The sequence below is a fragment of the Rhizobium sp. Root1334 genome (assembly GCF_001426665.1).
In the GTDB taxonomy this organism is placed as follows: domain Bacteria; phylum Pseudomonadota; class Alphaproteobacteria; order Rhizobiales; family Rhizobiaceae; genus Pararhizobium.
Map to the genome: position 1 here is coordinate 39,186 of NZ_LMEY01000006.1, position 20,766 is coordinate 59,951.

Sequence of the window (20,766 nt, forward strand, 5' to 3'; positions counted from 1 at the left end):
ATCCTGGAGCCCGCCGAAAAATCCGCGGGCTAGTCAGCAGCCTGGCGGCGGCCTTTAGGCCGCCTTCCTCGCTGCATCGAAGGGAATTTCAACGTCGACGACAAGTGTCGAGACCTGCACGCCGCGCTCCAATTTTACACTGACCTTTTCGCTATCAACCTGCATATGCTTGGAAATGGCGCGAAGAATCTCGTCACGCAATTTGGTCACAAGGTCTGAATCGCCGGTTGATGCACGGTCATGCGCTAACAGAACTTGAAGCCGCTCCCGTGCGGCCGGTGCTGACTGCGGCCGGGAAAACAAACGGAAAAGATTCATGCCGCTTTCCTTCCAAACACCTTGCTGAAGAAACCGCGCTTTTCACCCGGAATGGTGACGGGCAGGACTTCGCCCTTGAGACGGCGGGCCGCTTCGAAATAGGCCATCGCGGGGGCGCTGCGACCATCCGCCAGGGTGACAGGGGCGCCCACGTTGGACGCCCGTAGGACATCCGTGCTTTCCGGAATGATGCCGAGAAGAGGGATAGACAGAATCTCCAGAACGTCATCGACCTTGAGCATGTCGCCGCGCTCGGCGCGAGAGGCGTCATACCGCGTCAAAAGGAGGTGCTTCTCCATCGCCTCGCCGTTTTCGGCTTTCAGCGTCTTGGAATCAAGCAAGCCGATAATGCGGTCGGAATCGCGGACCGAGGAAACTTCAGGATTGGTCACGACGATAGCGACGTCCGCGTGGCGCATGGCAAGCGTCGCTCCGCGCTCGATGCCGGCCGGACTATCACAAATAACCCAGTCGAAAGCGCTCTTGAGCGAGGCAATAACCTGTTCGACGCCTTCCGGAGTGAGGTTCTCCTTGTCACGGGTCTGCGAAGCCGGGAGCAGGTAAAGCGTTTCCACCCGCTTGTCACGGATCAGCGCTTGCGTCAGCTTGGCTTCACCTTGGATGACGTTGACCAGATCATAAACGACGCGTCTTTCCGCCCCCATGACAAGGTCGAGATTGCGCAGGCCGACGTCAAAGTCCACGACCACGACTTTCTCGCCATTCTGCGCGAGAGCAGCGCCCAATGCGGCTGTCGATGTTGTTTTGCCGACGCCACCCTTGCCGGACGTAACGACGATTACTTTGCCCATGTACCTCTCCAATTCCGTAAATACGTCTTCTATCAGCTGAGCGCTTCAGCTCTGATCGTTTCGCCTTCGAGCCATATCTGGACGGCTTTCCCCCGGAGACCTGGCTCCATGTCCTCGGCGGTCAGATAAAAACCATCGATCGCGATCAACTCCGCCTCAAGCTTGCGGCAAAAGATGCGCGCAGAGGCATTGCCCATCGTGCCTGCCATGGCGCGCCCTCGCAGCGCACCGTAAACATGGATCGACCCACCGGAGACCACTTCTGCACCCGACGCCACGGAGCCGACAATCGTTACATCTCCCTCGGTATAGTGGAGCGATTGCCCAGAACGTACCGGCTGACTGACAACAATCGACGGTGCTGCTTTTGCCGAAGTTGGGACAGAAGCAACAACGCTCTCGACAGGCGCTGCTTTTTCCGTCTCTTCGCCCACCGGTATCTCGACGTCGGAAGCCGCACGTCCGTCCGTCATAGCGGGCGGCAGGTCCGGGCCGAGCAAGGAGGAGCGAGCTCCCTCGATCCCCATGATCCGGACATTGCGCTTGCTCAGCTGACTGACAAGATCGCGCAATTCTGCGCGTTCGATATCGAGACCCTGAACGTCGAGCACAATCGGCCGCCGCAGGAAGAAACCAGCGGAACGGGAAGCCAGATGGTCGAGCTGGACAAGCCAGTCGTCGAGCGGCAGTTCGGGTGTCAGCGCGAGCGCAAGGAAAGATCGTCCCTTGAGACGGATCGGTCGGGGTTCTGTTAACACATCATTCAACTTGGTAAATTTTCTGTTGATACGGTGTAGCGAGGCAATGGTTAACAGAAGGTTAACGGGAGATTACCAGTCGTCGTGTTTGACTGCCGGGCTGTGCCTCGCCGCAGGAAAATATCTGTCGCATCGTCATGCATGGGAGAACGTCTTCTCGTCACTGAAAACAGACAGAACCAAAGACTTGTCGGGCAAGAGATGGCACCAAAACGGGCCTGTTTGGGTGCGCCCGCCGCGTCTAAAACCTGGGGTGCCGCACTATCTCAGCGCCCCTGACTGTGAGACCAAACGGTATTCGCCTCGCCCCATGTTCGAAAAGCCGCGTCAGGCCCGGCGTCTCATGCGTCTGCACAAGGGAATACCGGGGGACGATGAAACCCTGAAGAAGCCCAGTTTCGTAGGGAAAACCCTCGTTGCCTCGCCCGCAAAATCTTGCCGTGACGGCGCGCGGAGTCCATATAGGCGTGATGACGCTTGATTCGAAAATATTTGTTGGACTCAAATCCTCCCGCAAAAAGTCGGCTCCGACCAGTGAGCCCACAGGCCCGAGATGCCAATGGGACGGCTGCGAAAAGGCTGGCACGCATCGTGCGCCCGTTGGGCCGGGTGCGGAAGGCTTGTATCTGTTGTTCTGTCTTGAACACGTAAAAGAGTACAACAAGGGATACAGCTTTACGACGGCACCGTCGAACGCGGACGTCGCTCGCTACCAGAAGGAAGCGACGATCGGCAGCCGAGCGACCTTTGGAACCAGGATCAACGAGGCGACCGAAATTCCGATCCCTTCCACTATCCGTTCCGGGTCTGCGAAGGCATTGAATGCCCGCAAAACCGCCGCACAGCGCCAGGCGCAAAAGGCTGATCTCCAGAAACGGAAACTCAAGGTTCTCGAAGCCAAGGCTTTCGAAACACTTGGCCTTTCGCCGGACGCGACACCGGAGGAGATCAGAAGCCGCTACAAGGAGAGGCTCAAGATGCACCATCCTGATGCCAACCAGGGTAACCGCACCTCCGAAGACGAGCTTCGCGCCTCGATCGAAGCTCATAAGATCCTGAAGCTGAACGGGTTTTGCTGAGACCCAATGATTGATTGCCGTTTAGGTTCGGCCAATCCCACGTGGAGCGTCCGTTCAACTGCGCTTTCGCGAAAGATGCTTCTCGACTTCCGGCGTAGAGGCGCCGGGAGTATCCGCGACTTTGCGAGTAGGTCTGGCGGTCTTGCGAGGCGATGGATTCAGGCGTTCGGCTTCAGCGCTTGACCCAACGCAACGCGATTGACAAGCAACACGGTTTCTTGAAAGGGCATCAGGGCTTGTGGCCGCCAATATTGCCATGCAGTGCCCCACCCGGCTACGCGGCGCTACACTGTCACCGCAGAGCAATGCATCACAGTGGTGACGCATTGGAAACAGCCGTAATTCGATCTCAACCTGCTGTCGCAAAAATCCTCCAAACGAAAAAGCCTGCCGCGGGAGGAGGTGCGGCAGGCTTTTCGAAAAGAACCGAACAGCGACTGGGAGGAGGAGTGCCGCTGTTCCTTCAGACGCCCTTGGGAGGAGGAGCGGGCTATCTGAAACTCGAAGCTCTGCGGGAGGAGGTGCATTGCTTCGATGACAATCATCATACCCGGATATTCGTCATTTCAAAGAGTTTATGTTGCAGTGCAGCTATGCAAGAAACGGGAAGCTGAAAAAGGCAGGACCGGCGGCCGCGCCAACCTGAAACGCAAAACGCCCGCACATGGCGGGCGCTTCGTCAAAATCAAGCAGCTCTATCAGCGAGCGACTGCGGCGCGGGCAATGCTGTGGATGTCGCCGCGGGCAATGCCGAGGTCGTTCAGTTCGCGATTGGTCATGCGGCCCAGTTCGGACACCGTCTGACGATACTTGCGCCAGTTGTTCAAGGAGCGTGCTACGTTCATGATGATCCCCTTTCGTGAGGTTCTTTTGACGTCAGCATCCGCTATTGGTTCCGGCGTCGTTCGATGGGGAGAATATAGACGCTCTGCCCTGTTCCGAATATCGACAATGCGTCAGAGCACCTATGCGCCGGATGCAGTGCTTGCTGCTCACCTGCCCAATTTGGAGCCGATATGGTCGATTGCCGCCGGATTTTTGGGTGCATCCGTATGCCGGGAGATTTCGCTTCGGGATGCTGGAACCCATCGTCCGGCGCGTACTCTGCGTCTTGGTCCACCGAGATTTGGGGCAGCCGCCCGACCAGCGGTAGCTTCAGGCCTTCAGGGAGTTCCTCCTGTTGCGGGCTAATCTTGCAAGCATTCGGACCTGCGGCCTCTGGCTCGCACGGTAAAGCCGGGAAATGCCACTTCGGTACCCCCATCCGCCTGGAACACCAGGGAGAAACGAAAAACGGCGGCGCAAGCTGGCATCGTAGCGGCTAACGGATCAAGAAAACGTGCAGAAAAGCCGGAAATCGGCATTATTACATAATAATAATTCATATTTTCTAATACTTCTTACAAGAAACGCCAATTATATTTTCGAGAGACCCTTCCTGTAGATATACGTCATGCCAGACAAAAGAACAAATGACATGCTGATGTGAGCGATATTTGCCCCCATCGGGCCTATCTTTGGAACGAGAGTGAACGCGGTGACATGAAATACGATGGTTGCGGCGAATACGATGCGCAACACCAAGGCTTCCTTCCCCATGGACAGCAAGGCGGAATAGAGCACCGTGCCGCACAGGATCATCATCACCGCAACGGTCTGAACGATGACGAGAGGTCCAGCTCCAAGGAATTCCGGGCCAGCGGTCCAAAGTAAAACGCGATTGATTGTCAGAGAGAAAAACAACAGCGCGCCAATGCCGAAGACGAGCAAAAGCATCTGCGTCTGAAAGACGATTTTTCGGAAATCCTTGAATTGATTTGCACTCCACGCCCGGGCCAAATCGGGAAACAGAACGGCCTGGACCTGCACGCCGGCCTGCTGGGCGATGCGGCCAATACGCTTGGCGATGTGATACAGGCCAGCGGAAGCGGGATCGGTGAGATAGCCGACGATCAACGTGTCAAGCTCGCTTGCACTGGAACGGATGGCCGATGAAAGGTTGGACGAAAACGAAAAAGAGTAGAGGCCCGGAAACTTCTTTGCGACACCCCGGACAGGCGCGAAGAGAACCCCTCCCAACCCCCGCCTTCTGAGTTCGATGAAGGCAAGGACATTTATGTTCACGGCACCAAGAATCTGCGCTCCCATCCATAGCAGGAGGAATTCAAAGAAGCCCCACCCGACCCAAACGCCGAAGAGGCAGAAGGCAACGCGCACGATGCTTGCGAGAACTTGTCCATATGCAAGTATATTGTAGCGCCCAAAGAGGCGTAACACTGCTGTCGACATTCCCGAAAGCTGGAATAGCAGGACAGAACAGTAGATAAGGACGATGCGGCTCATTTCCGCAGAAACCCCCACGAGGGGACCGGCAAGCACAATCACCAGCACGGCGACTGTCCACGCGATGCAGGCTGCCAGGACATCTAGAAGAAGCCCGAATTTAAACAGCGTTTTGAGATTCGACAAATCTTCGGCCTGCAACGCCTCCGCGCCATACTTGACCAACGGTTGCCACGATCGGAAACTGACAAGCCTCTCGACGCCCCGCGTATAGGCAAAGCAGATGGCAAGCACCCCATAATCTGTCGGGCCGAGCGCACGCGCGGTAAGCGCAAAGCCTGCAAGGCCGATGAACGAGCTTGCGAAATTCCCTGTCAGCAGGTGGGCTATATTCTTCAACCGGACCAGGAAATGGGCTTCTTTTTCCACGGTCGATCTGACCTTTCCAAGCTTAGTCAAAAGGCTCCCCGGCATACTCACAGAAATATCTCCTCCTGCAGAGCGACGGATTCTAGATATGGACAGCCGTTGCTCCACGAATATCGGATTAGTCCATACGGTTTTAAGTATACAAAGCCATGAGTCGAATGCAGAAATTCAATCTCAGCCAAAAGTGGCAGGTTGTACTTTCCTAAAAATTCGGTCGGTGAAGATATTCAAATTGAGCGCTCCTGCGCCAGCAGCGGCCAACCTCGTTCTTGCAAGCCATTGGAACGAAAATAATTCGACATCTTTGTATTAGAATGTGGTAAAGTCCACCCATAGGTATTTGTTTATTTTTTGGCGGGGGCAAAATGACGTTTCCGGGCACCATAAAGAATAGAATAAGCAGCCATATTCCCTTCATTATTTTTGTTTCCCTTGTTATCGCGACATGCCTAGCTTTCCCCTTCACGGCGAAGGCAGACGCGGAATCTTACCGGCTGGCAGGTGGCGATACCGTCTCTTTCGATTTCCTGGATGACACTGAGTTGCCGGTGACACTGACGATCGCGTCAGACGGAGACACGCAATTCCCGCTTATCGGGTCCGTGAATATTTTGGGGCTGACCGTAAACGAGGCTCTGCAAAAACTTCGAAACGAATATCGCCAGCGTCAGATGCTGACTGATCCGAAGCTCGCCCTCCATGTGTCGGCTTTCCGGCCGGTCTTCGTATTGGGCGAGGTCAAAACGCCCGGCTCCTTTCCTTTTTATCCCGGCTTGACGGTCGAACAAGCAATTGGCCTGGCTGGAGGACCGCAAACCCTGACATCAAATCCGTCAGACAGAATCCTGTTACGCGCTCGCCTGCGTGGAGAGATGGACGGCGCCGAGGTCGAGATCGTCAGCGAAGCGCTTTACGCCGCACGGCTTGTCGCCCAACTGAAGGGGTCCGACAAAATCGACCTGAAGGACGCACCGGAAATCGCACGTCCCTATCTTGAGCACGCGTCGTTGAAGGGTGCGATTGAAATCGAGGAACGAATTCTGAAAACGGATCTCATTACCACGGACTCTCAAGTCCAGATTTTGACGCAGGGGATTACGGAAACCGAGGAAGAACTCAAAATATTGGCGCAATTGGAAGAGCAGCAGAAAGAAGTGGTTGCAATGAACGAAAAGGATCTCGAACGCGTTACCGGCCTACGCAAGCGCGAGCTCAATACGGAAGCGGATTTATCGAGAACAAAAACAACAACATCCAACGAAAAATCCCGTTTGCTGGAAGTCTACGCCGGGATGTCCAACTCGAGACGTGAGCTTGGTAAACTCAAGCTCGATCTTGCGAAGCTAAAAGCAGACCGCGAGACGGATATTCTCGTGAAACTGCAGGAAAGAGAGGTCGCCATCAAGAAACTGGAAGCGGCACGCCAGACCGCCCAGGAACAGTTTTTTCTGATCGCTTCCATCGCCACGGACGAGAAAAAGCGCAATCAAATTTCATTTACCTACGAGATTCGCCGGGTTGAAGATAAAGGGCACGAAACAATCGAAGCCTCTATATCCACTGAGCTTTTACCCGGAGATGTTCTGGCAGTGTCTATTGCCGGCATGTAAACCCGTCAATTTTCTACACGCGTTTTCTTTCAGTCTTCAAATTTCCGGTTTGATTGTGGAGTGTAGCTTGCCATCCAGTCGTATAGCCGTCTCCCGTTTCGCAATTCGTGGGTTCATCCTGTCCTTTCCGTTGCGCGGATGCGCTTTGCATCGCCGCAAACCGCAGCCCCAATGGTACCGGTGGCAAGCGTTAGCTATCCTCGGAGAATTCGGTCTCAACTTCGCTCGTCTCCCGCATTTTCGCATCCCGGGCCGGCCAGCGTCTAGGGTTTGGCGCGGGACGGTTGGGATGGGGGTTGCCTGATGAACCTCTCGCCAACCATGGGGAAAACTCTCGTCATCGCCCCTCATCCAGATGACGAGGTTTTGGGCGCCGGCGGTACAATTGCTCGTCTGGCAGCCCAGGGGAATGATGTGTATGTGGCTGTTGTAACCTGGGGAAGCCCTCCAGCCTTTTCCGCCGAAACGATGTCGAAAGTGAAGGCGGAAGCTGAGCAAGCTCATCGTATTCTCGGGGTCAAGGAAACGTTCTGGCTTGGTTTTCCCGCCGCTGCCCTGTCTGAAACCGCCCATTCGGCGCTGAACGCAAGCTTGTTCCAGCTGGTCCAATCGCTTTCGCCCCAGACGCTATTATTGCCATTCATTGGCGACATGCATCTCGATCACCAGTTAACCTTCACCTCGTCTCTGGTTTCGGCCCGCCCGCACCAGCAAAATTTTCCGAGGTTGTTGCTAGCCTACGAAACGCTATCCGAAACCAACTGGAATGCGCCCTATCTGACGCCCAGTTTCGTTCCGAATGTCTTTATCGACATCGCTGACCACCTCGACGTGAAGATGGAGGCGATGCAGGCATTCAAGTCGCAGCTACGTCCTCCTCCACATGAGCGGTCAATAGAAACGCTGCGCGCGCTCGCAACATTGCGGGGAGCGACGGTCATGACAACGGCCGCCGAAGCCTTCGTTTTGGTACGCCATGTGATCTGATCCAGATACTTTACCGTAGGCTGGACCTGGCCAGCCCATATTGCTCATATCTGCAACGCAAAGGAAGAGAGCGATGGCACGTTGGCCGGTCTACGACCAAGAGCAAATTGAAAACGTAGTCTCTGTGTTGAAATCCGGAGAGGTCAACGCCTGGACCGGGCCATATGTCCGGCAGTTCGAGGAAGCCTATGCCGACTTTCTCGGCCTACGGCACGCCATTGCGCTCGCCAACGGAACCGTTGCTCTCGAACTTGCATTGTTTGCGCTGGGTCTTCGCCAGGGGGACGAGGTCATCGTGACGCCCCGCAGCTTTATGGCATCCGCCGCCTGCGTTCCTTTTTGCGGAGGTGTCCCGATTTTTGCCGACATCGATCCCGACAGCCAGAATCTGACGGCTGGGACGATCGCCGCTCAGATAACTCCCCGGACGCGCGGGATCATTGTGGTTCATCTCGCCGGCTGGCCCTGTGACATGCAGGGCATCATGGCTCTCGCCCGCGAAAATGGACTTTGGGTGATTGAGGACTGCGCCCAGGCCCATGGTGCCGAAATCCACGGCCAGCCGGTCGGACGCTTTGGCGATATAGCGGCCTTTTCGTTCTGCCAGGACAAGATTATCACGACCGGTGGCGAAGGCGGACTGATCGCCATGAACGACGACACGCTTTGGCAGAAAGCATGGAGCCGAAAGGATCACGGAAAATCCTACGACACCGTTTTTCACAAAGCCCATCCGCCCGGCTTTCGCTGGTTGCACGAATCCATTGGAACGAATTGGCGTATGACATCCATCCAAGCCGTTCTTGGACTAACCCAACTCAAACGGCTGACGGAGTGGCAGGCGAAAAGGGCACGCAACGCAGCGATACTGCAGGCGGCAACCGCCGATCTCGAAGCCCTGCGGACACCGCAGCCACCGAGCGGGTTTCGACATGCCTATTATCGGTTCTACACATTTGTTCGAAGAGGCGAGCTGAAACCCGGTTACGATCGGGACAGGATTGTTGCGGAAGTGAACGCTGCGGGCGTGCCGTGTTTTTCAGGAAGCTGTTCAGAGATATATCTGGAAAAGGCGTTCACGGACATGAAGCATGGCCCCAGCCGACGGTTACCGGTCGCTCAGGAACTGGGCGACACGAGCGTAGCATTGCTGGTGGACCCTGCCATTGACGAACAGACAATGCTCGAGACCGCCCGCGTCTTGCGCCGGATTATCCTCTCGGCCAGCCGCTCCTCCGCCAGGGAGATGGATACAGCAAGCTTCCCTCAGGGTGACCGCTACGTATCCTGACAAGCTGCATCGCCCAAGACCGTTGGCGCGGTTCCAATCGTTTTCTTTGTAAGTTCGCGCGTGGCGGCTTCAGGAATAACGCGGACAGAATGTTACACTTTTTGTCCTTGCCGATCGACGGCTGACAACAGAACGCCATCCCACTCAGCGAGAATGCGCTCCGGCAAATATTTTCTGGCACTCAGCGCAGCCTTGGCGCCCATGGTTTCGCGCTGTATTTGATCTCCAAGCATCGCATCAAGGGCCAGCGCGAGAGCATCGACATTTTCGCAAGGCACAAGAATTCCATCGTCTCCATTGGTTATCATCGTACCTGGCCCCCATTCGCATTCAAATGACACGACAGGGAGTTCGACTGCCATTGCCTCAAGCAGCACGATGCCCCAACCTTCATACCGGGAAGACAGGACGAAGACATCAGCCGTCTCAACCCACAGACCCGGCCGCGCTGTTACCCCCGGCATTTCGACGCGCGCTTGCAGCCCAAGCGCATCGCGTTGGGCCTCAAGCGATTTGCGGTCATCTCCCTCGCCCCAAATGACAAGCTTCCAATCGGGGTGTTTTGGCGCAACCAACGCAAACGCTTTAAGGAGGAGATCGAATCCCTTTTGATGCGTCAGGCGACCGACTGCGGTCAGGGTATTGTTTTTCCGCCTGTTGACCCAGTCTGGCGGCAAATCTACAGCATTTGCGATTACCCAACCTCTGCGGCGCATCGCTGGTGGAAAGTAATCGAGAGCACCTTGGGTCATGGTCACGAGGCCGAAAGCGCGCGGATACAAACGCGATTGAAGCCATTTCCAGATCTTGCCAAAGGGTTGGACTGCCGGGTTGTTGCGTTCCGATACGACGACCGGAGCCGGCATGCCCAGGCAGGCAAGCAGTGTCATGACATTTGTTCGCGTGAGAAAACTCAGGACAAAATCCGGGCGGGAGCGCTGGAGCGCTGAACGCAGGCGCAAAATGCGAAGACCGACGGCGGCAGCCGATCCCAATTTCGACATCCTGCCGGGAGGAACTCCGAGCCTCACAATCGATATAGCGGGGTGAAGCGGATAATAGGAGATGGCATCCGGCAGCTCGAAAGTAATGATCGTTACCGTGTGTCCCAAGGCCTTCCAGTGATTGGCAACCAGGTTGACCACATGTTCCGTGCCTCCCGCCGACAATCCCGGCACAACAATCGTTACTCGCAATCCCCCTGGACTAACCTTTTCAAACCGCAAGACATTTTGGCGTTCGTTCATGACGGCAACTCGCTCTGCGGCCGGAATGCGTTCATTGAGGATACCGGCCGGCGATGCGCTCCTCCGAAAGCCATTGCATGAATTCGTCGAAATGGGACCATTCACCCTCTTCTTTCATCGACCATGCGTCATTGATCCCGACCTTTGCACCCAATTCCGCTTCTATGGAGTCTGCGATCCCGTCATGGTCGTCATCCACATAGGCAGTCCCCGGCTCCACCGGAGGCAGCACCCCGGATTTATTGACCATCCGGCCCCGGCCACCCTGACCCTCAGGCCCCATATCGGTTATCCAATCACTATCGAGCCTGTCGCGCGGGAAAGCGCCGGCGTGAGTGCGGATTTCTTCATAGGCGGCTGGCGCCGAAAGAATCTTGTCCACGGACAGCGGGCATGGCGGCGTTGACACGATGTAGGGCTCGGTTTCCGGTGCGATCATGACGATAGATTTGGACTTCGGAGCCCAGGACACGTTGCCCGCCTGATAAATCTGCGGGTTCTCCGCCTTGTCTGTCTCCTTTGAATGAATGGCGTAGGTCGTATCCTCTGTACTTGGGCCTGCTTTGAAATAGTTCCCCACATAGGAAATCGGGGTGCCGCCCGGAAACTGCGAAAACACCTCTCCCCATTCTGATTTTGCGTTGAAAAAGACGTTGTTTATAATTTCGATGCAGGACTTGCCGTAATGGTTGTTGTCCGGGTTCCGATCACGGTTGGATAGGCACAGATTCTTCAAAAAAGTTATGTTTTGCGGCATATGCGGGTCGGAGCCCAGCAATGTGCATTTGCTGTGCTTATTCAGCCCCTCTGCAAAAATCGAATTCGCGATCGTCAGATCGGTGGTGTCAGAATGCGCGTTGATGTTTTCGTCCGTGGCCCATGCGCCGGACACGTGATCGACATAGACCCGAGCGCTGTTCTCGACAGTCAACGCATCGACATTCTTGACGGAGTTTGGCAACTGGGGGCGTATTTTCAGATGCCGGATGACGACATCATGTGCGTTTTTCACGATAAGCGGAGTGTTCCATTTCTTCGCATCTGGCTCCTCAATCGTCAGCACAATGCCGCCGCCAGGCGCCGTTTGACCGAGAATGGAGAGGAAGGAGCCTTCTTCTTGCACGAGCAGCGTGGACTTCAGGCGGATGACACCGGAAACGCGGAAAATACAATTGCGCGGACCTTCCGCATCCACACAGGCGCGCAAACTGCCTGGTCCAGCGTCCTCAAGGTTTGTAACCTCGATGATAGCGCCACCTCGTCCGCCCTGCGCTGTCCGCCCATATCCTTCTGCGCCTGGAAATGCGTATTGAAGTTCTTGGTTCTTGGCTTCAACGCCGGTTGCCATCCATAGCTGGAAAGCCAAAAACATCAGCAGGCCGACAAGTATTCGTGGAACTGTCGCACCGGATGACGAAAACGCCCAAAATTGCGCTCTGCATGGCCGCAACGCAACGATCCGCGAACCAATCCGCCTCATCCTCCACAGCCCTCCGCCGCTCTACTATTTTTCCCAATATAGAAGTTTCACCTAGCGGCCGCCGCCTCTGAAGCGACCTAAAAATCCTATCGCTAGCGCAACAAAATGCTCCCTTTTTTCATCAGAATCAATCTGATCTGCGCAGGGCGGTATCATCCAAAGAGATGACATTATTCTCTCGACTGGCAATGTCTTTAAATACTATGATCTTGTGCATTGGATGATACGTGGTGGAGATTAGACTGCGTGGAAACAAAACCAATAGTCGTTGCATTTCCATTTGCGGGCGGCGATTTCGGTGGGAGCGACATTTCCGCTGTACACCTTATTTTGGCTCTCGACAGAACCAAAGTACAACCGATTATTATGCTGCATAGCGACAAAGGGGACTTTTCAAAGTACCTGAACGGAAAAAACGTCAGCTATGTCCGCATTGATGATGCTGATGTTTTGAGGCCGCGCCACGGAAACAGTGTTCAGCGGATGGCAATAGCGGCTGCAAAATACCCATGGACTATGCTGAAGCTTCTGCGCTTTCTGCGTCAGCATAAAATTGACATCGTACACACCAACAACGGTTTGGTTCACACAACGTGGGCGCTTCCGACGGTTCTGTCTGGAGCAAAGCTTCTTTGGCACCACCGGGGTGATCCGACGGCCAAGGGTGTCAACATGCTTGCGCCTCTGCTGGCAAGCCATGTTGTAACAGTCTCCAAATTTGCGCAGCCGTCCGCACCTCTGATTTCTCTAAAAAACCGCATGTCTGTGATCCACAGTCCTTTTGACCACCCAACTGCCCTGCCCGATCGCGATGAGTGCCGCCTTGCAGTCGCGCGCGAACTCGGGCTGCGTGAAGACACGCGGTTTGTCGGATATTTCGGCGCTCTCATAGACAGGAAAAGGCCGGTCCGGTTCGTGGAGGCCGTTCATGCCTTTCACATGCAAAATCCGGATTTTCCAATCGCCGGCTTGCTTTTCGGTCCGCCCGAGCAATATGGCATTCGCTTGGACGGTGAGGTGATGGCGGCGGCTGAAAAACTGGGCATTGCCGACCGTATCCACCTGATGGGCTTTCGTCTGCCAGTCGCCCCCTACATGTGCTCTGTCGATATCCTGCTGGTTCCGGCTGTGAATGAACCATTCGGCAGAACGTTGATCGAGGCGATGCTGCTTGGAACTCCGGTCATAGCGACCGACCACGGAGGCAATCCGGAAGCGATCGATCACGGCCGGACGGGCTTTTTGGTTCCGCCCGAAAATCCGCCCGCTTTTGTCGAGCCGATGAATATCCTCCTCAAAAACCCGGCGGAATGGCGACGGATAAGCGAGACCGCGCGAAGCTCGGCCCTCGCTGGTTACAGCGTCGGCCGCCACGTTGAATCGGTCATGGAGATCTATGAGAGGCTTACCGGTAAAACCACATCGATCTAATCCATTCGAGTGCAGGCGGAACAGAACAGAGCTTATTTTTCCAATGCGTGGAAGGAGTTGCTATGCGGATTGAAGACATTCATTTTCTGATCATTGGCGCAACTAAAAGTGCGACGACTTGGCTTCAACAGTCCCTTCAACAGGATACTGCCGTTTGCATGCCGGATCCTGAACTCCATTATTTCAGCAGGAACTACGACAAGGGAGATGAATGGTATCTTTCGCAGTTCGGCAGCGCTGAAGATCGCCGCTTTATCGGAGAGAAGTCAAATTCTTACATGGACACTCCCGGCGTTGCAGCACGGATCAAGCAAGCCATACCGGATGTTCTGCTGATCGCTCAGCTTCGCAATCCTGTTGACCGCGCATATTCTGACTACTGCATGTTGTATCGCCGCGGTGAAGTCGGGCGGGACGTGGCGCAGTATCTTGACCCACGCCGCGCGACTGGTGGCCGGTTCCTCAACGGAGGTCTCTATCACCAGCAATTGCTGCCTTATCTCGACCTGTTTCCAACCCAGCAGTTGCAGGTATTGTTGTACGAAAATATCCGCACCGATCCTCAAAGACAGCTTGATACCGTGCGTAGTTTCCTGAAGCTGGAGTCGGAGTTGCGCATCCCGCCGGTAACAAAGAAGGTCAAGGATAAGACCGATCCAATCGTCTCTCCCGGCCTGCGTCAGATCCTCAAACCGCTGAAGCCCGTTCTCGCCCCATTCCGTAACAACTTCGTTGTGCAGGGGGTGAGATCGATGATCGCGCAAGAGACGAAGTACAGTCCACTGGAGCCCGATCTCTGCGCCCGCATGGTTGAATTTTATGCGCCGGAAGCAGAAAGGCTCGGCAAGCTGATCAACAAAGATCTCTCCGAGTGGCTATCCCGCGTTTCGGCGATGAAGGCACAGTTGCGTCCAGCATCCTGAGCAGCAGCGTCTTGACCGGGGCCGGCGCTCAGCGGTTTTCGCTTACCGGTCTGCCCCCCATGCGATGAAATGAGGATTGGCGAAATCGCAGTCAGACGCCTGGCGTCTCTTTCCATAAGTGAGCGGCGCACCGTCCAGCAAGGATGTGCGCCCGCCGGCAGCACGCAAAACGGCGTCGCCGGCGGCCGTATCCCATTCCATCGTCCTGCCATATCGAGGGTAGACGTCCGCACCTCCCTCGGCCAGCAGGCAAAACTTCAAAGACGATCCAACAGAGAGGCAGGATGTAATGCTGTTCACGCGCAGGAACTCCTCGGTCTGCGCGTTGCTGTGGGACCGGCTTGCGACGGCAGTCAAGCTCCCGCCCTTCGCGCGGCAGCGGATATCGCCGCGATCGCAAACCTCGCCGTCTGCCGCGACCATAAATTTTGAGGCCCGGCCTTTGTAAGCAGCGTAGCCGGTATGTCTTGCCGGGGCGTAGACGACACCGACGACGGGTATGCCGTTCTCGATCAGTGCGATGTTCACCGTGTAGTCAGCGCTTTGGTTGATGTATTCCTTGGTTCCATCCAGGGGATCGACAAGAAAGAAAGCATGCCCATCAAATTGGGGGATATGGCCTTGCGCCATTGCCTCTTCCGCAACGACCGGAACACCGGGAAATGCGCGCAACAAGGCATTGAGGATGACCGCTTCGGCCATATGATCGGCAATCGTCACGGGGGATTGATCGCTCTTGATCGTTGTGCCGGTGCATGACGGGCTGACGCTCAATATCGCTCTTCCCGCCTCCACCGCAGCACGTTCCAGCACATCCAACATCACACCCCCTGTGCAAACTTCGTTCGCGTATAAACTCGCTTTGCATTCCCGCCTGTGGTCAGCACTCAGCAACAGCTGTCACGCATCATCGAGAAATTTCTCGATTTGCATTGCCAGATCGAGAGGCTCGTGCCCTACGGTTCGAAGGTGAATCTCGGGCGTTGTTGGCGCCTCGTAGGGTGAACTGATGCCTGTAAAGTTCTTGATCTCGCCAGCCATGGCCTTTTGATACAGACCCTTGGGATCGCGGCGGGCGCATTCTTCGATCGGTGTATCCACGAAAACTTCGACGAATTCCCCCTTTTCGAACAGTTCGCGCGCCATCCTCCGCTCCGAACGGAAGGGTGATATGAAGGAGACGAGCACGATCAGTCCGGCATCAGCCATCAGTTTGGCCACTTCCGCAGCGCGACGAATGTTCTCGACGCGCGCTTCCTGCGTAAACCCCAGATCGCGGTTCAGCCCATGCCGGATGTTGTCGCCGTCGAGCATGTACGTGTGCTTGCCGCGGGCATGCAGCAATTTCTCCACCATATTGGCAATCGTGGATTTTCCGGAGCCGGAAAGCCCGGTGAACCACAAGACCCTGGGCGTTTGTAGCTTGAGGGCTGCCCGCGCGTGCTTGTTGATATCGACCGCATGCCAATGAATATTATGCGCCCGGCGCAGGGGATGATCGATCATCCCTGCGCCAACAGTGGCATTGGTGAAACGATCGATCAGAACAAAGTTGCCCGTGTTCCGGTTATCACGGTAACTGTCGAACACGATCGGCGCCTGGGTCGAAACATTGCAGACGCCGACCTCGTTCATCTGCAGGGCAGTTGCCGCCTTCTGCGCGAAACTATTGATATCGATGGTATATTTCAACGTTGTAACGGTCGCGCCGATGCTATCGACCTCTGTGCGGCAGATATAGCTCCGCCCAGGTATCATGGCCTCTTTGTGAAACCAGATCACATGCGCCATGAATTGATCAGCCAGATGGGGCCGGTTTTGCGGAGCGACAAGCATGTTGCCACGCGATAGCTCCAGATCGTCTTCGAGAACGACGGTTACGGCTTGCCCATCGACAGCCGTCTCGACGTTGTCGCGGCCGCAGAGGATGGACTTGACGCGGGACGTTTGACCGGACTTCGCAACAACGACGCTGTCACCAACAGAAACCCGGCCCGCTGCAATTTGACCGGAGAAGCCGCGGAAATCCAGGTTCGGACGATTGACCAGCTGGATTGGCAACCGAAACGGCTGATCGACGCGATCTTCGTCGGCATCGATGGCTTCCAGATGCGAAAGCAGGCTCTTCCCCCTATACCAAGACATGTTTGGGGAAGCCGTGATGACATTGTCACCAAATCGCGCCGACATCGGGACAAACCCGACTGAGCGGAAGCCCAGCGTTTCTGAAAACGCTTGAAAGGCGCCGCAAATGGCTTCGAACCTTTCCTGATCATATTGGATAAGATCCATCTTGTTGACGGCGACGATGATATGCCGGATGCCAAGAAGGGAAGCGATAAATGTGTGGCGGCGCGTCTGGCGCAGAACGCCCTTTCTCGCATCTATCAGCACGATTGCCACGTCGGCATTGGACGCACCGGTCGCCATGTTACGGGTATATTCCTCGTGTCCGGGCGTATCCGCGATAACGAATTTTCGCTTCGGCGTCACAAAGAAGCGGTAGGCTACATCGATCGTGATGCCCTGTTCCCGCTCAGCCTCCAGGCCGTCCACCAGAAGCGCGAAATCCAGATGATCATCGCCTTTTGTCGTGCCATGCTTTTTGGTATCCCGCTTAAGCGCGGAAAACTGGTCATCCAGGATAAGCTGCGTATCGTAGAGCAATCGGCCGATCAGCGTGGATTTCCCGTCGTCCACCGAGCCACAGGTCAAAACGCGCAGGAAGGTATTGGTGACGTGCGCGTCCTGCTCAATCAGCATGTCGTCTTCAAGAACCATCCTCATCAGAAATATCCTTCGCGTTTTTTCTTTTCCATCGAAGCTTCTTCATCGGAATCAATCGCTCGTCCTTGACGTTCGGACGTTCGGACAGTCAGCATTTCCTGAATGATTTCTGGGACGGTGCGCGCGGTCGATTCAATCGCTCCCGTCAGTGGGTAACAGCCAAGTGTACGAAACCGGACTTGCAACTCCTCGACCTTCTCGTCCTGCGCAACCCGGAGCCGGTCGTCGTCAACCATGAGAAGCATTCCATCACGGCGAATAACCGGCCGGCGTTGTGCCAGATACAACGGAACCACGGGGATATTTTCCTGATTTATGTATTGCCAGACATCGAGTTCCGTCCAATTTGACAGCGGGAAAACCCGGATCGATTCATTGCGGTTCACCCGCGTGTTGTAGGTCCTCCACATCTCCGGCCGCTGGTTTTTCGGGTCCCATGTGTGCTTGCTATCGCGGAAGGAGAATATTCTCTCCTTTGCTCGCGATTTTTCCTCGTCGCGCCTACCGCCTCCGAACGCCGCATCGAAGCCGTAGTGATCCAGCGCCTGTCGCAGAGCCAGCGTCTTCATCATGTGCGTGTATGCCGTTGCGCCGAAATCGAAGGGGTTCACATTCTGGGCGACACCGTCCTGATTGGTGTGCACGAGCAGATTGAGGCCGAGTTCAGCCGCAGTCCTGTCCCGAAAGGCGATCATTTCGCGAAACTTCCAGGTCGTATCAATGTGAAGCAATGGAAATGGAGGCTTTGCCGGGTAGAACGCCTTGAGAGCCAGGTGCAGCATGACGGAAGAATCTTTTCCGATCGAATAAAGCATAACCGGCCGTGAGAATGTTGCGGCAACCTCACGCATGACATGGATGGATTCTGCTTCCAATTTTTCCAGATACGTCAGCGTCATTTTCGCGGCCCCCCTCGCCTATTCATGTAAAAAATTCCGCCATTCATTTATTTTTCAATAAAATCCAAAACCAACAGTAATATTAACCTCCAATGCACATTGAAACGCACTCATCACGATCCGCATCCGATTAATTCAAATGCCAATCGGAGATCCCGACGCCTTGTAACGCCGCCTCGAAAACCACGAGAACCAGGAGGGGCGATCTTGATTTTCGGGTTTCCCGAAGAAATTCACCACGCTGCCCAAAATGACAGGATGATTGACCGATAGCCTGTTCAGCGCGTCAACGAGGTTTCGTTCCTTGGTGCGCACGGCTGCAACAACCATGATGATGGAATCGACCCGGGATGCCAGCCAGACAGAATCCTCTTCGTTCTGCAGCGCGGGTGAATCGATGATGATCAGGTCGTATAGTCCCCGCAATTCCGTGTAGAGAACTTCAACGCCGTACAAATTCGGCCTGGAGGAGATGACCTCCAGGAACGGGTACGAGGGGGAGGCAAAGATAACGCTCTTCAGATCCCCCTTGTTCTCGAGGAAGTTGGAAAGTGCCGTGTCTGCTTGTGGCGCACCCAAAAGGAAGCCGGCCCCCTTCGAGTTCGGGTCGAAGTCCAGAATAAGTGCACGCAATCCCTGCGCTCTCGCAGCCGCGGCCAGACCAAGCGCTATGGTCGTCTTTCCGTCGCCATTTGATGGCGAGCAGATCATGACGATCTTGCCTCCTGCAGAACGGTCTATCGCCTCCCAGGCCATACACAAGTTTCGCATCGCCTTGGAAAACACCGAGCCGGGGCTACTCACTACAAGCTGATGGGGCATCTGCAACGAATGTAACGGTGCCTTCAAATTTGGGATGGTGACGAGGTTCGGCCGGTTGAGCACCTCTTCGACATCACGTGGCCCATGAAGCCTGTTATCAAGAGCCTCAGCAACCATCAGGCCGATGATAGCCAGAATAAAGACACCGAAAGAACCGGTTGCGATGACAAAGCTCGGGGTTGGAAAAGAGGGGCTGGTTGGAACTTCTGCGTAGGAGGCGACAGTCGCCGACGCCTTGCGCTCGCCGCGCTCAGGATCTAGGTCCCCCAATCGCAATACGATCTGATCATAGCGCTTCTGTTCAGCCAGCAAATCCCGCTCAAGCTCCCGCCTGCGGATTTCAGCCAAATTGCGGCCTTCCATCCTCTTTTGCAGAAGGGCCACTTCAGTGCTGAACTTCTCGGTCCGGATTGAAGCAACCTTGGAATTGTTTGCCAATTCCTGAACAATTCTCTGAGCTTCATCCCCTATCATGGCGCGAGTGGCCTGAAGCTCGGCATCTGCATCGATGACGAGCGGGTGATTTTTACCAAACTTTGAACTGAGTTGCGCGCGGACCCGTTCGAGACGCGATTGCTCGGTCCTCAGGCGGTCAAGCTGGTCTGACGTCAGAACACGGCCCAATGCTTGTTCGTCCGTCGACGCAAGAAGCCCTTTTGCCTCATTATATCGCGCGACCGCCCCAGCCTCATCAACACGCGCAATCGTCAATTGCTCGTTCAACTGCTCCATGCGCGCCCGCAAGAGGTCGTCCTGTGGATCAAAAGTGAGATCACTGTTCGTGGCGAAGTTGGCGATCTCCCGCTCCATGTTCGCAATCCGGCCAGCAAGCTCCGCTTGCTGGCTGCGCAAATATGCGATGGTGTTCTTGGTGGCCTCGTCAGTAAGTTTGGCAGTCCATTCGACATAGCGCTCCGCAATGGCATCAGCGATCGTGGCTGCCTTCAATGGGTTGGGCTGCCTCACGCGAATGCTCATCGCAAGGCTGTCGCCGCGGCGATCCACGGTATAAGAATTCAGGAGCGTAGAAATCGCACGGTTACGCTGCACACTTTCTGAAATAAGACGACGGCGAACCATTTCCGGACCGCTTCCTTCGTTGGAAAACAATACGCCGACGATGGGCGCGAACATTGATCCGATAAGGCTATTCCCCTCCGTCCGTATTGGGTGCAGGTAGGTATTGTAGTCGGGGTCCTCGACAAGATTGAGCGCATCAACAACGGTTCCGGCAAACACACGCGACTGAATGACATCGAGTTCTGTTTCCATTACCGACTTATCGCGCTCCTGCTTGCGCAGCTCGACCACCGCTTCATAAGGGCGGGCATCATTGCGATCGAACACAATAGCAGAGGTAGCGGTGTAGATTTTTGTATAGAGAAGCGATGCCAGAATCGTCAGCGCCAGGCCCGTCAATATAAAAATACCAAAGAAGACAATGTACCTGCGTAGCAACTCAGCGATGTCCTGCAGACCGTAGGTGTACGGCCGGCGCGGAGGCATCTGATATATCGTCGTGCTTTGAATTTTATTTGTAGAATGGTCAACTGCGCGATCGGTGGTCAGCATTTAACCTCCAGACAACTTCCCCAAGATTTCCTTGCTGC

At 55.3% G+C, this 20,766-nt stretch carries 17 protein-coding genes; 6 read left to right on the top strand and 11 right to left on the bottom strand.

Features of this window, described 5'->3' with window-relative positions; translation table 11 throughout:
- Window positions 1-54: 54 nt before the first annotated feature.
- The 3 genes from minE to minC are packed head-to-tail and all read right to left on the bottom strand — an operon-like array spanning window position 55 to window position 1,897.
- Window positions 55-318 (bottom strand): cell division topological specificity factor MinE, encoded by a 264-nt coding sequence (gene minE / locus ASD36_RS10935; RefSeq protein ID WP_060510240.1) that lies wholly within the window; start codon window positions 316-318, stop codon window positions 55-57.
- A complete protein-coding gene (minD, locus tag ASD36_RS10940; protein ID WP_060510242.1) occupies window positions 315-1,130 on the bottom strand; it encodes a septum site-determining protein MinD in 816 nt (271 codons plus the stop codon). The genes minE and minD overlap by 4 nt, the downstream gene beginning before the upstream one ends.
- 32 nt (window positions 1,131-1,162) lie before the next feature.
- Window positions 1,163-1,897, bottom strand: a complete 735-nt coding sequence (minC, locus tag ASD36_RS10945; RefSeq protein WP_112834502.1) for a septum site-determining protein MinC — start codon at window positions 1,895-1,897, stop codon at window positions 1,163-1,165.
- A gap of 461 nt (window positions 1,898-2,358) precedes the next feature.
- Here minC and ASD36_RS10950 point away from each other — a divergent pair, with 461 nt between their 5' ends.
- Window positions 2,359-2,967, top strand: coding sequence for a J domain-containing protein (locus ASD36_RS10950; RefSeq protein ID WP_060510672.1), 609 nt, complete (start codon window positions 2,359-2,361; stop codon window positions 2,965-2,967).
- Window positions 2,968-3,665: 698 nt separating this feature from the next.
- Here ASD36_RS10950 and ASD36_RS29900 read toward each other — a convergent pair.
- Window positions 3,666-3,812: a DUF1127 domain-containing protein gene (locus ASD36_RS29900; protein ID WP_082562741.1), complete on the bottom strand. Its 147-nt coding sequence runs from the start codon at window positions 3,810-3,812 to the stop codon at window positions 3,666-3,668.
- 571 nt (window positions 3,813-4,383) lie between these two features.
- Window positions 4,384-5,724 (bottom strand): oligosaccharide flippase family protein, encoded by a 1,341-nt coding sequence (locus ASD36_RS10960; protein WP_060510244.1) that lies wholly within the window; start codon window positions 5,722-5,724, stop codon window positions 4,384-4,386.
- Window positions 5,725-6,044: 320 nt separating this feature from the next.
- On the opposite strand from ASD36_RS10960, the gene ASD36_RS10965 reads away from it, so the two are divergent.
- The 3 genes from ASD36_RS10965 to ASD36_RS10975 all read left to right on the top strand — a co-directional run bounded on the left by ASD36_RS10965 (window position 6,045) and on the right by ASD36_RS10975 (window position 9,567).
- On the top strand, window positions 6,045-7,289 hold the full coding sequence (locus ASD36_RS10965; RefSeq protein ID WP_060510246.1) for a polysaccharide biosynthesis/export family protein: 1,245 nt from the start codon (window positions 6,045-6,047) through the stop codon (window positions 7,287-7,289).
- A gap of 303 nt (window positions 7,290-7,592) precedes the next feature.
- On the top strand, window positions 7,593-8,276 hold the full coding sequence (locus tag ASD36_RS10970; RefSeq protein ID WP_060510248.1) for a PIG-L deacetylase family protein: 684 nt from the start codon (window positions 7,593-7,595) through the stop codon (window positions 8,274-8,276).
- Window positions 8,277-8,349: 73 nt separating this feature from the next.
- Window positions 8,350-9,567, top strand: a complete 1,218-nt coding sequence (locus ASD36_RS10975) for a DegT/DnrJ/EryC1/StrS aminotransferase family protein (RefSeq protein WP_060510250.1) — start codon at window positions 8,350-8,352, stop codon at window positions 9,565-9,567.
- Between the two features lie 92 nt (window positions 9,568-9,659).
- Here the strand turns inward: ASD36_RS10975 and ASD36_RS10980 are convergent, their stop codons facing one another.
- Both ASD36_RS10980 and ASD36_RS10985 read right to left on the bottom strand, forming a co-directional pair.
- The gene (locus ASD36_RS10980; RefSeq protein ID WP_060510252.1) at window positions 9,660-10,814 is read right to left on the bottom strand and encodes a glycosyltransferase family 4 protein; all 1,155 of its coding nucleotides are present in this window, start codon (window positions 10,812-10,814) and stop codon (window positions 9,660-9,662) included.
- A gap of 31 nt (window positions 10,815-10,845) precedes the next feature.
- Window positions 10,846-12,186, bottom strand: coding sequence for a pectate lyase (locus ASD36_RS10985; protein WP_162252453.1), 1,341 nt, complete (start codon window positions 12,184-12,186; stop codon window positions 10,846-10,848).
- A gap of 354 nt (window positions 12,187-12,540) precedes the next feature.
- Between ASD36_RS10985 and ASD36_RS10990 the strand changes: the two genes are divergently transcribed.
- Window positions 12,541-13,725 carry a glycosyltransferase family 4 protein gene (locus ASD36_RS10990; RefSeq protein WP_060510256.1) on the top strand — a complete coding sequence of 395 codons (1,185 nt, stop codon included), beginning with the start codon at window positions 12,541-12,543 and terminating at the stop codon, window positions 13,723-13,725.
- Window positions 13,726-13,787: 62 nt separating this feature from the next.
- A complete protein-coding gene (locus tag ASD36_RS10995) occupies window positions 13,788-14,648 on the top strand; it encodes a sulfotransferase domain-containing protein (protein WP_060510258.1) in 861 nt (286 codons plus the stop codon).
- Between the two features lie 42 nt (window positions 14,649-14,690).
- On the opposite strand, the gene cysQ is transcribed toward ASD36_RS10995, so the two are convergent.
- From cysQ to ASD36_RS11015, 4 genes are all read right to left on the bottom strand, one after another.
- Window positions 14,691-15,470 (bottom strand): 3'(2'),5'-bisphosphate nucleotidase CysQ, encoded by a 780-nt coding sequence (gene cysQ, locus ASD36_RS11000; RefSeq protein ID WP_060510260.1) that lies wholly within the window; start codon window positions 15,468-15,470, stop codon window positions 14,691-14,693.
- A 78-nt stretch (window positions 15,471-15,548) separates the two neighbouring features.
- Window positions 15,549-17,435, bottom strand: a complete 1,887-nt coding sequence (gene cysN, locus ASD36_RS11005) for a sulfate adenylyltransferase subunit CysN (RefSeq protein ID WP_060510263.1) — start codon at window positions 17,433-17,435, stop codon at window positions 15,549-15,551.
- Window positions 17,435-18,334 (bottom strand): sulfate adenylyltransferase subunit CysD, encoded by a 900-nt coding sequence (gene cysD, locus ASD36_RS11010; RefSeq protein ID WP_060510265.1) that lies wholly within the window; start codon window positions 18,332-18,334, stop codon window positions 17,435-17,437. The genes cysN and cysD overlap by 1 nt, the downstream gene beginning before the upstream one ends.
- A gap of 135 nt (window positions 18,335-18,469) precedes the next feature.
- Window positions 18,470-20,728 (bottom strand): exopolysaccharide transport family protein, encoded by a 2,259-nt coding sequence (locus ASD36_RS11015; RefSeq protein WP_060510267.1) that lies wholly within the window; start codon window positions 20,726-20,728, stop codon window positions 18,470-18,472.
- Window positions 20,729-20,766: the final 38 nt, after the last annotated feature.

Bases quoted from the DNA above. Each gene is read 5' to 3' on its own strand.
- ASD36_RS10975 (WP_060510250.1), top strand. From the start codon at position 8,350: ATGGCACGTTGGCCGGTCTACGACCAAGAGCAAATTGAAAACGTAGTC.
- ASD36_RS10970 (WP_060510248.1), top strand. From the start codon at position 7,593: ATGAACCTCTCGCCAACCATGGGGAAAACTCTCGTCATCGCCCCTCAT.
- ASD36_RS10985 (WP_162252453.1), bottom strand. From the start codon at position 12,186: ATGTTTTTGGCTTTCCAGCTATGGATGGCAACCGGCGTTGAAGCCAAG.
- ASD36_RS29900 (WP_082562741.1), bottom strand. From the start codon at position 3,812: ATGAACGTAGCACGCTCCTTGAACAACTGGCGCAAGTATCGTCAGACG.
- ASD36_RS10965 (WP_060510246.1), top strand. From the start codon at position 6,045: ATGACGTTTCCGGGCACCATAAAGAATAGAATAAGCAGCCATATTCCC.
- ASD36_RS10960 (WP_060510244.1), bottom strand. From the start codon at position 5,724: ATGCCGGGGAGCCTTTTGACTAAGCTTGGAAAGGTCAGATCGACCGTG.
- cysN (WP_060510263.1), bottom strand. From the start codon at position 17,435: ATGAGGATGGTTCTTGAAGACGACATGCTGATTGAGCAGGACGCGCAC.
- ASD36_RS10995 (WP_060510258.1), top strand. From the start codon at position 13,788: ATGCGGATTGAAGACATTCATTTTCTGATCATTGGCGCAACTAAAAGT.
- cysQ (WP_060510260.1), bottom strand. From the start codon at position 15,470: ATGTTGGATGTGCTGGAACGTGCTGCGGTGGAGGCGGGAAGAGCGATA.
- ASD36_RS10980 (WP_060510252.1), bottom strand. From the start codon at position 10,814: ATGAACGAACGCCAAAATGTCTTGCGGTTTGAAAAGGTTAGTCCAGGG.
- minD (WP_060510242.1), bottom strand. From the start codon at position 1,130: ATGGGCAAAGTAATCGTCGTTACGTCCGGCAAGGGTGGCGTCGGCAAA.
- ASD36_RS10950 (WP_060510672.1), top strand. From the start codon at position 2,359: ATGACGCTTGATTCGAAAATATTTGTTGGACTCAAATCCTCCCGCAAA.
- cysD (WP_060510265.1), bottom strand. From the start codon at position 18,334: ATGACGCTGACGTATCTGGAAAAATTGGAAGCAGAATCCATCCATGTC.
- ASD36_RS11015 (WP_060510267.1), bottom strand. From the start codon at position 20,728: ATGCTGACCACCGATCGCGCAGTTGACCATTCTACAAATAAAATTCAA.
- minE (WP_060510240.1), bottom strand. From the start codon at position 318: ATGAATCTTTTCCGTTTGTTTTCCCGGCCGCAGTCAGCACCGGCCGCA.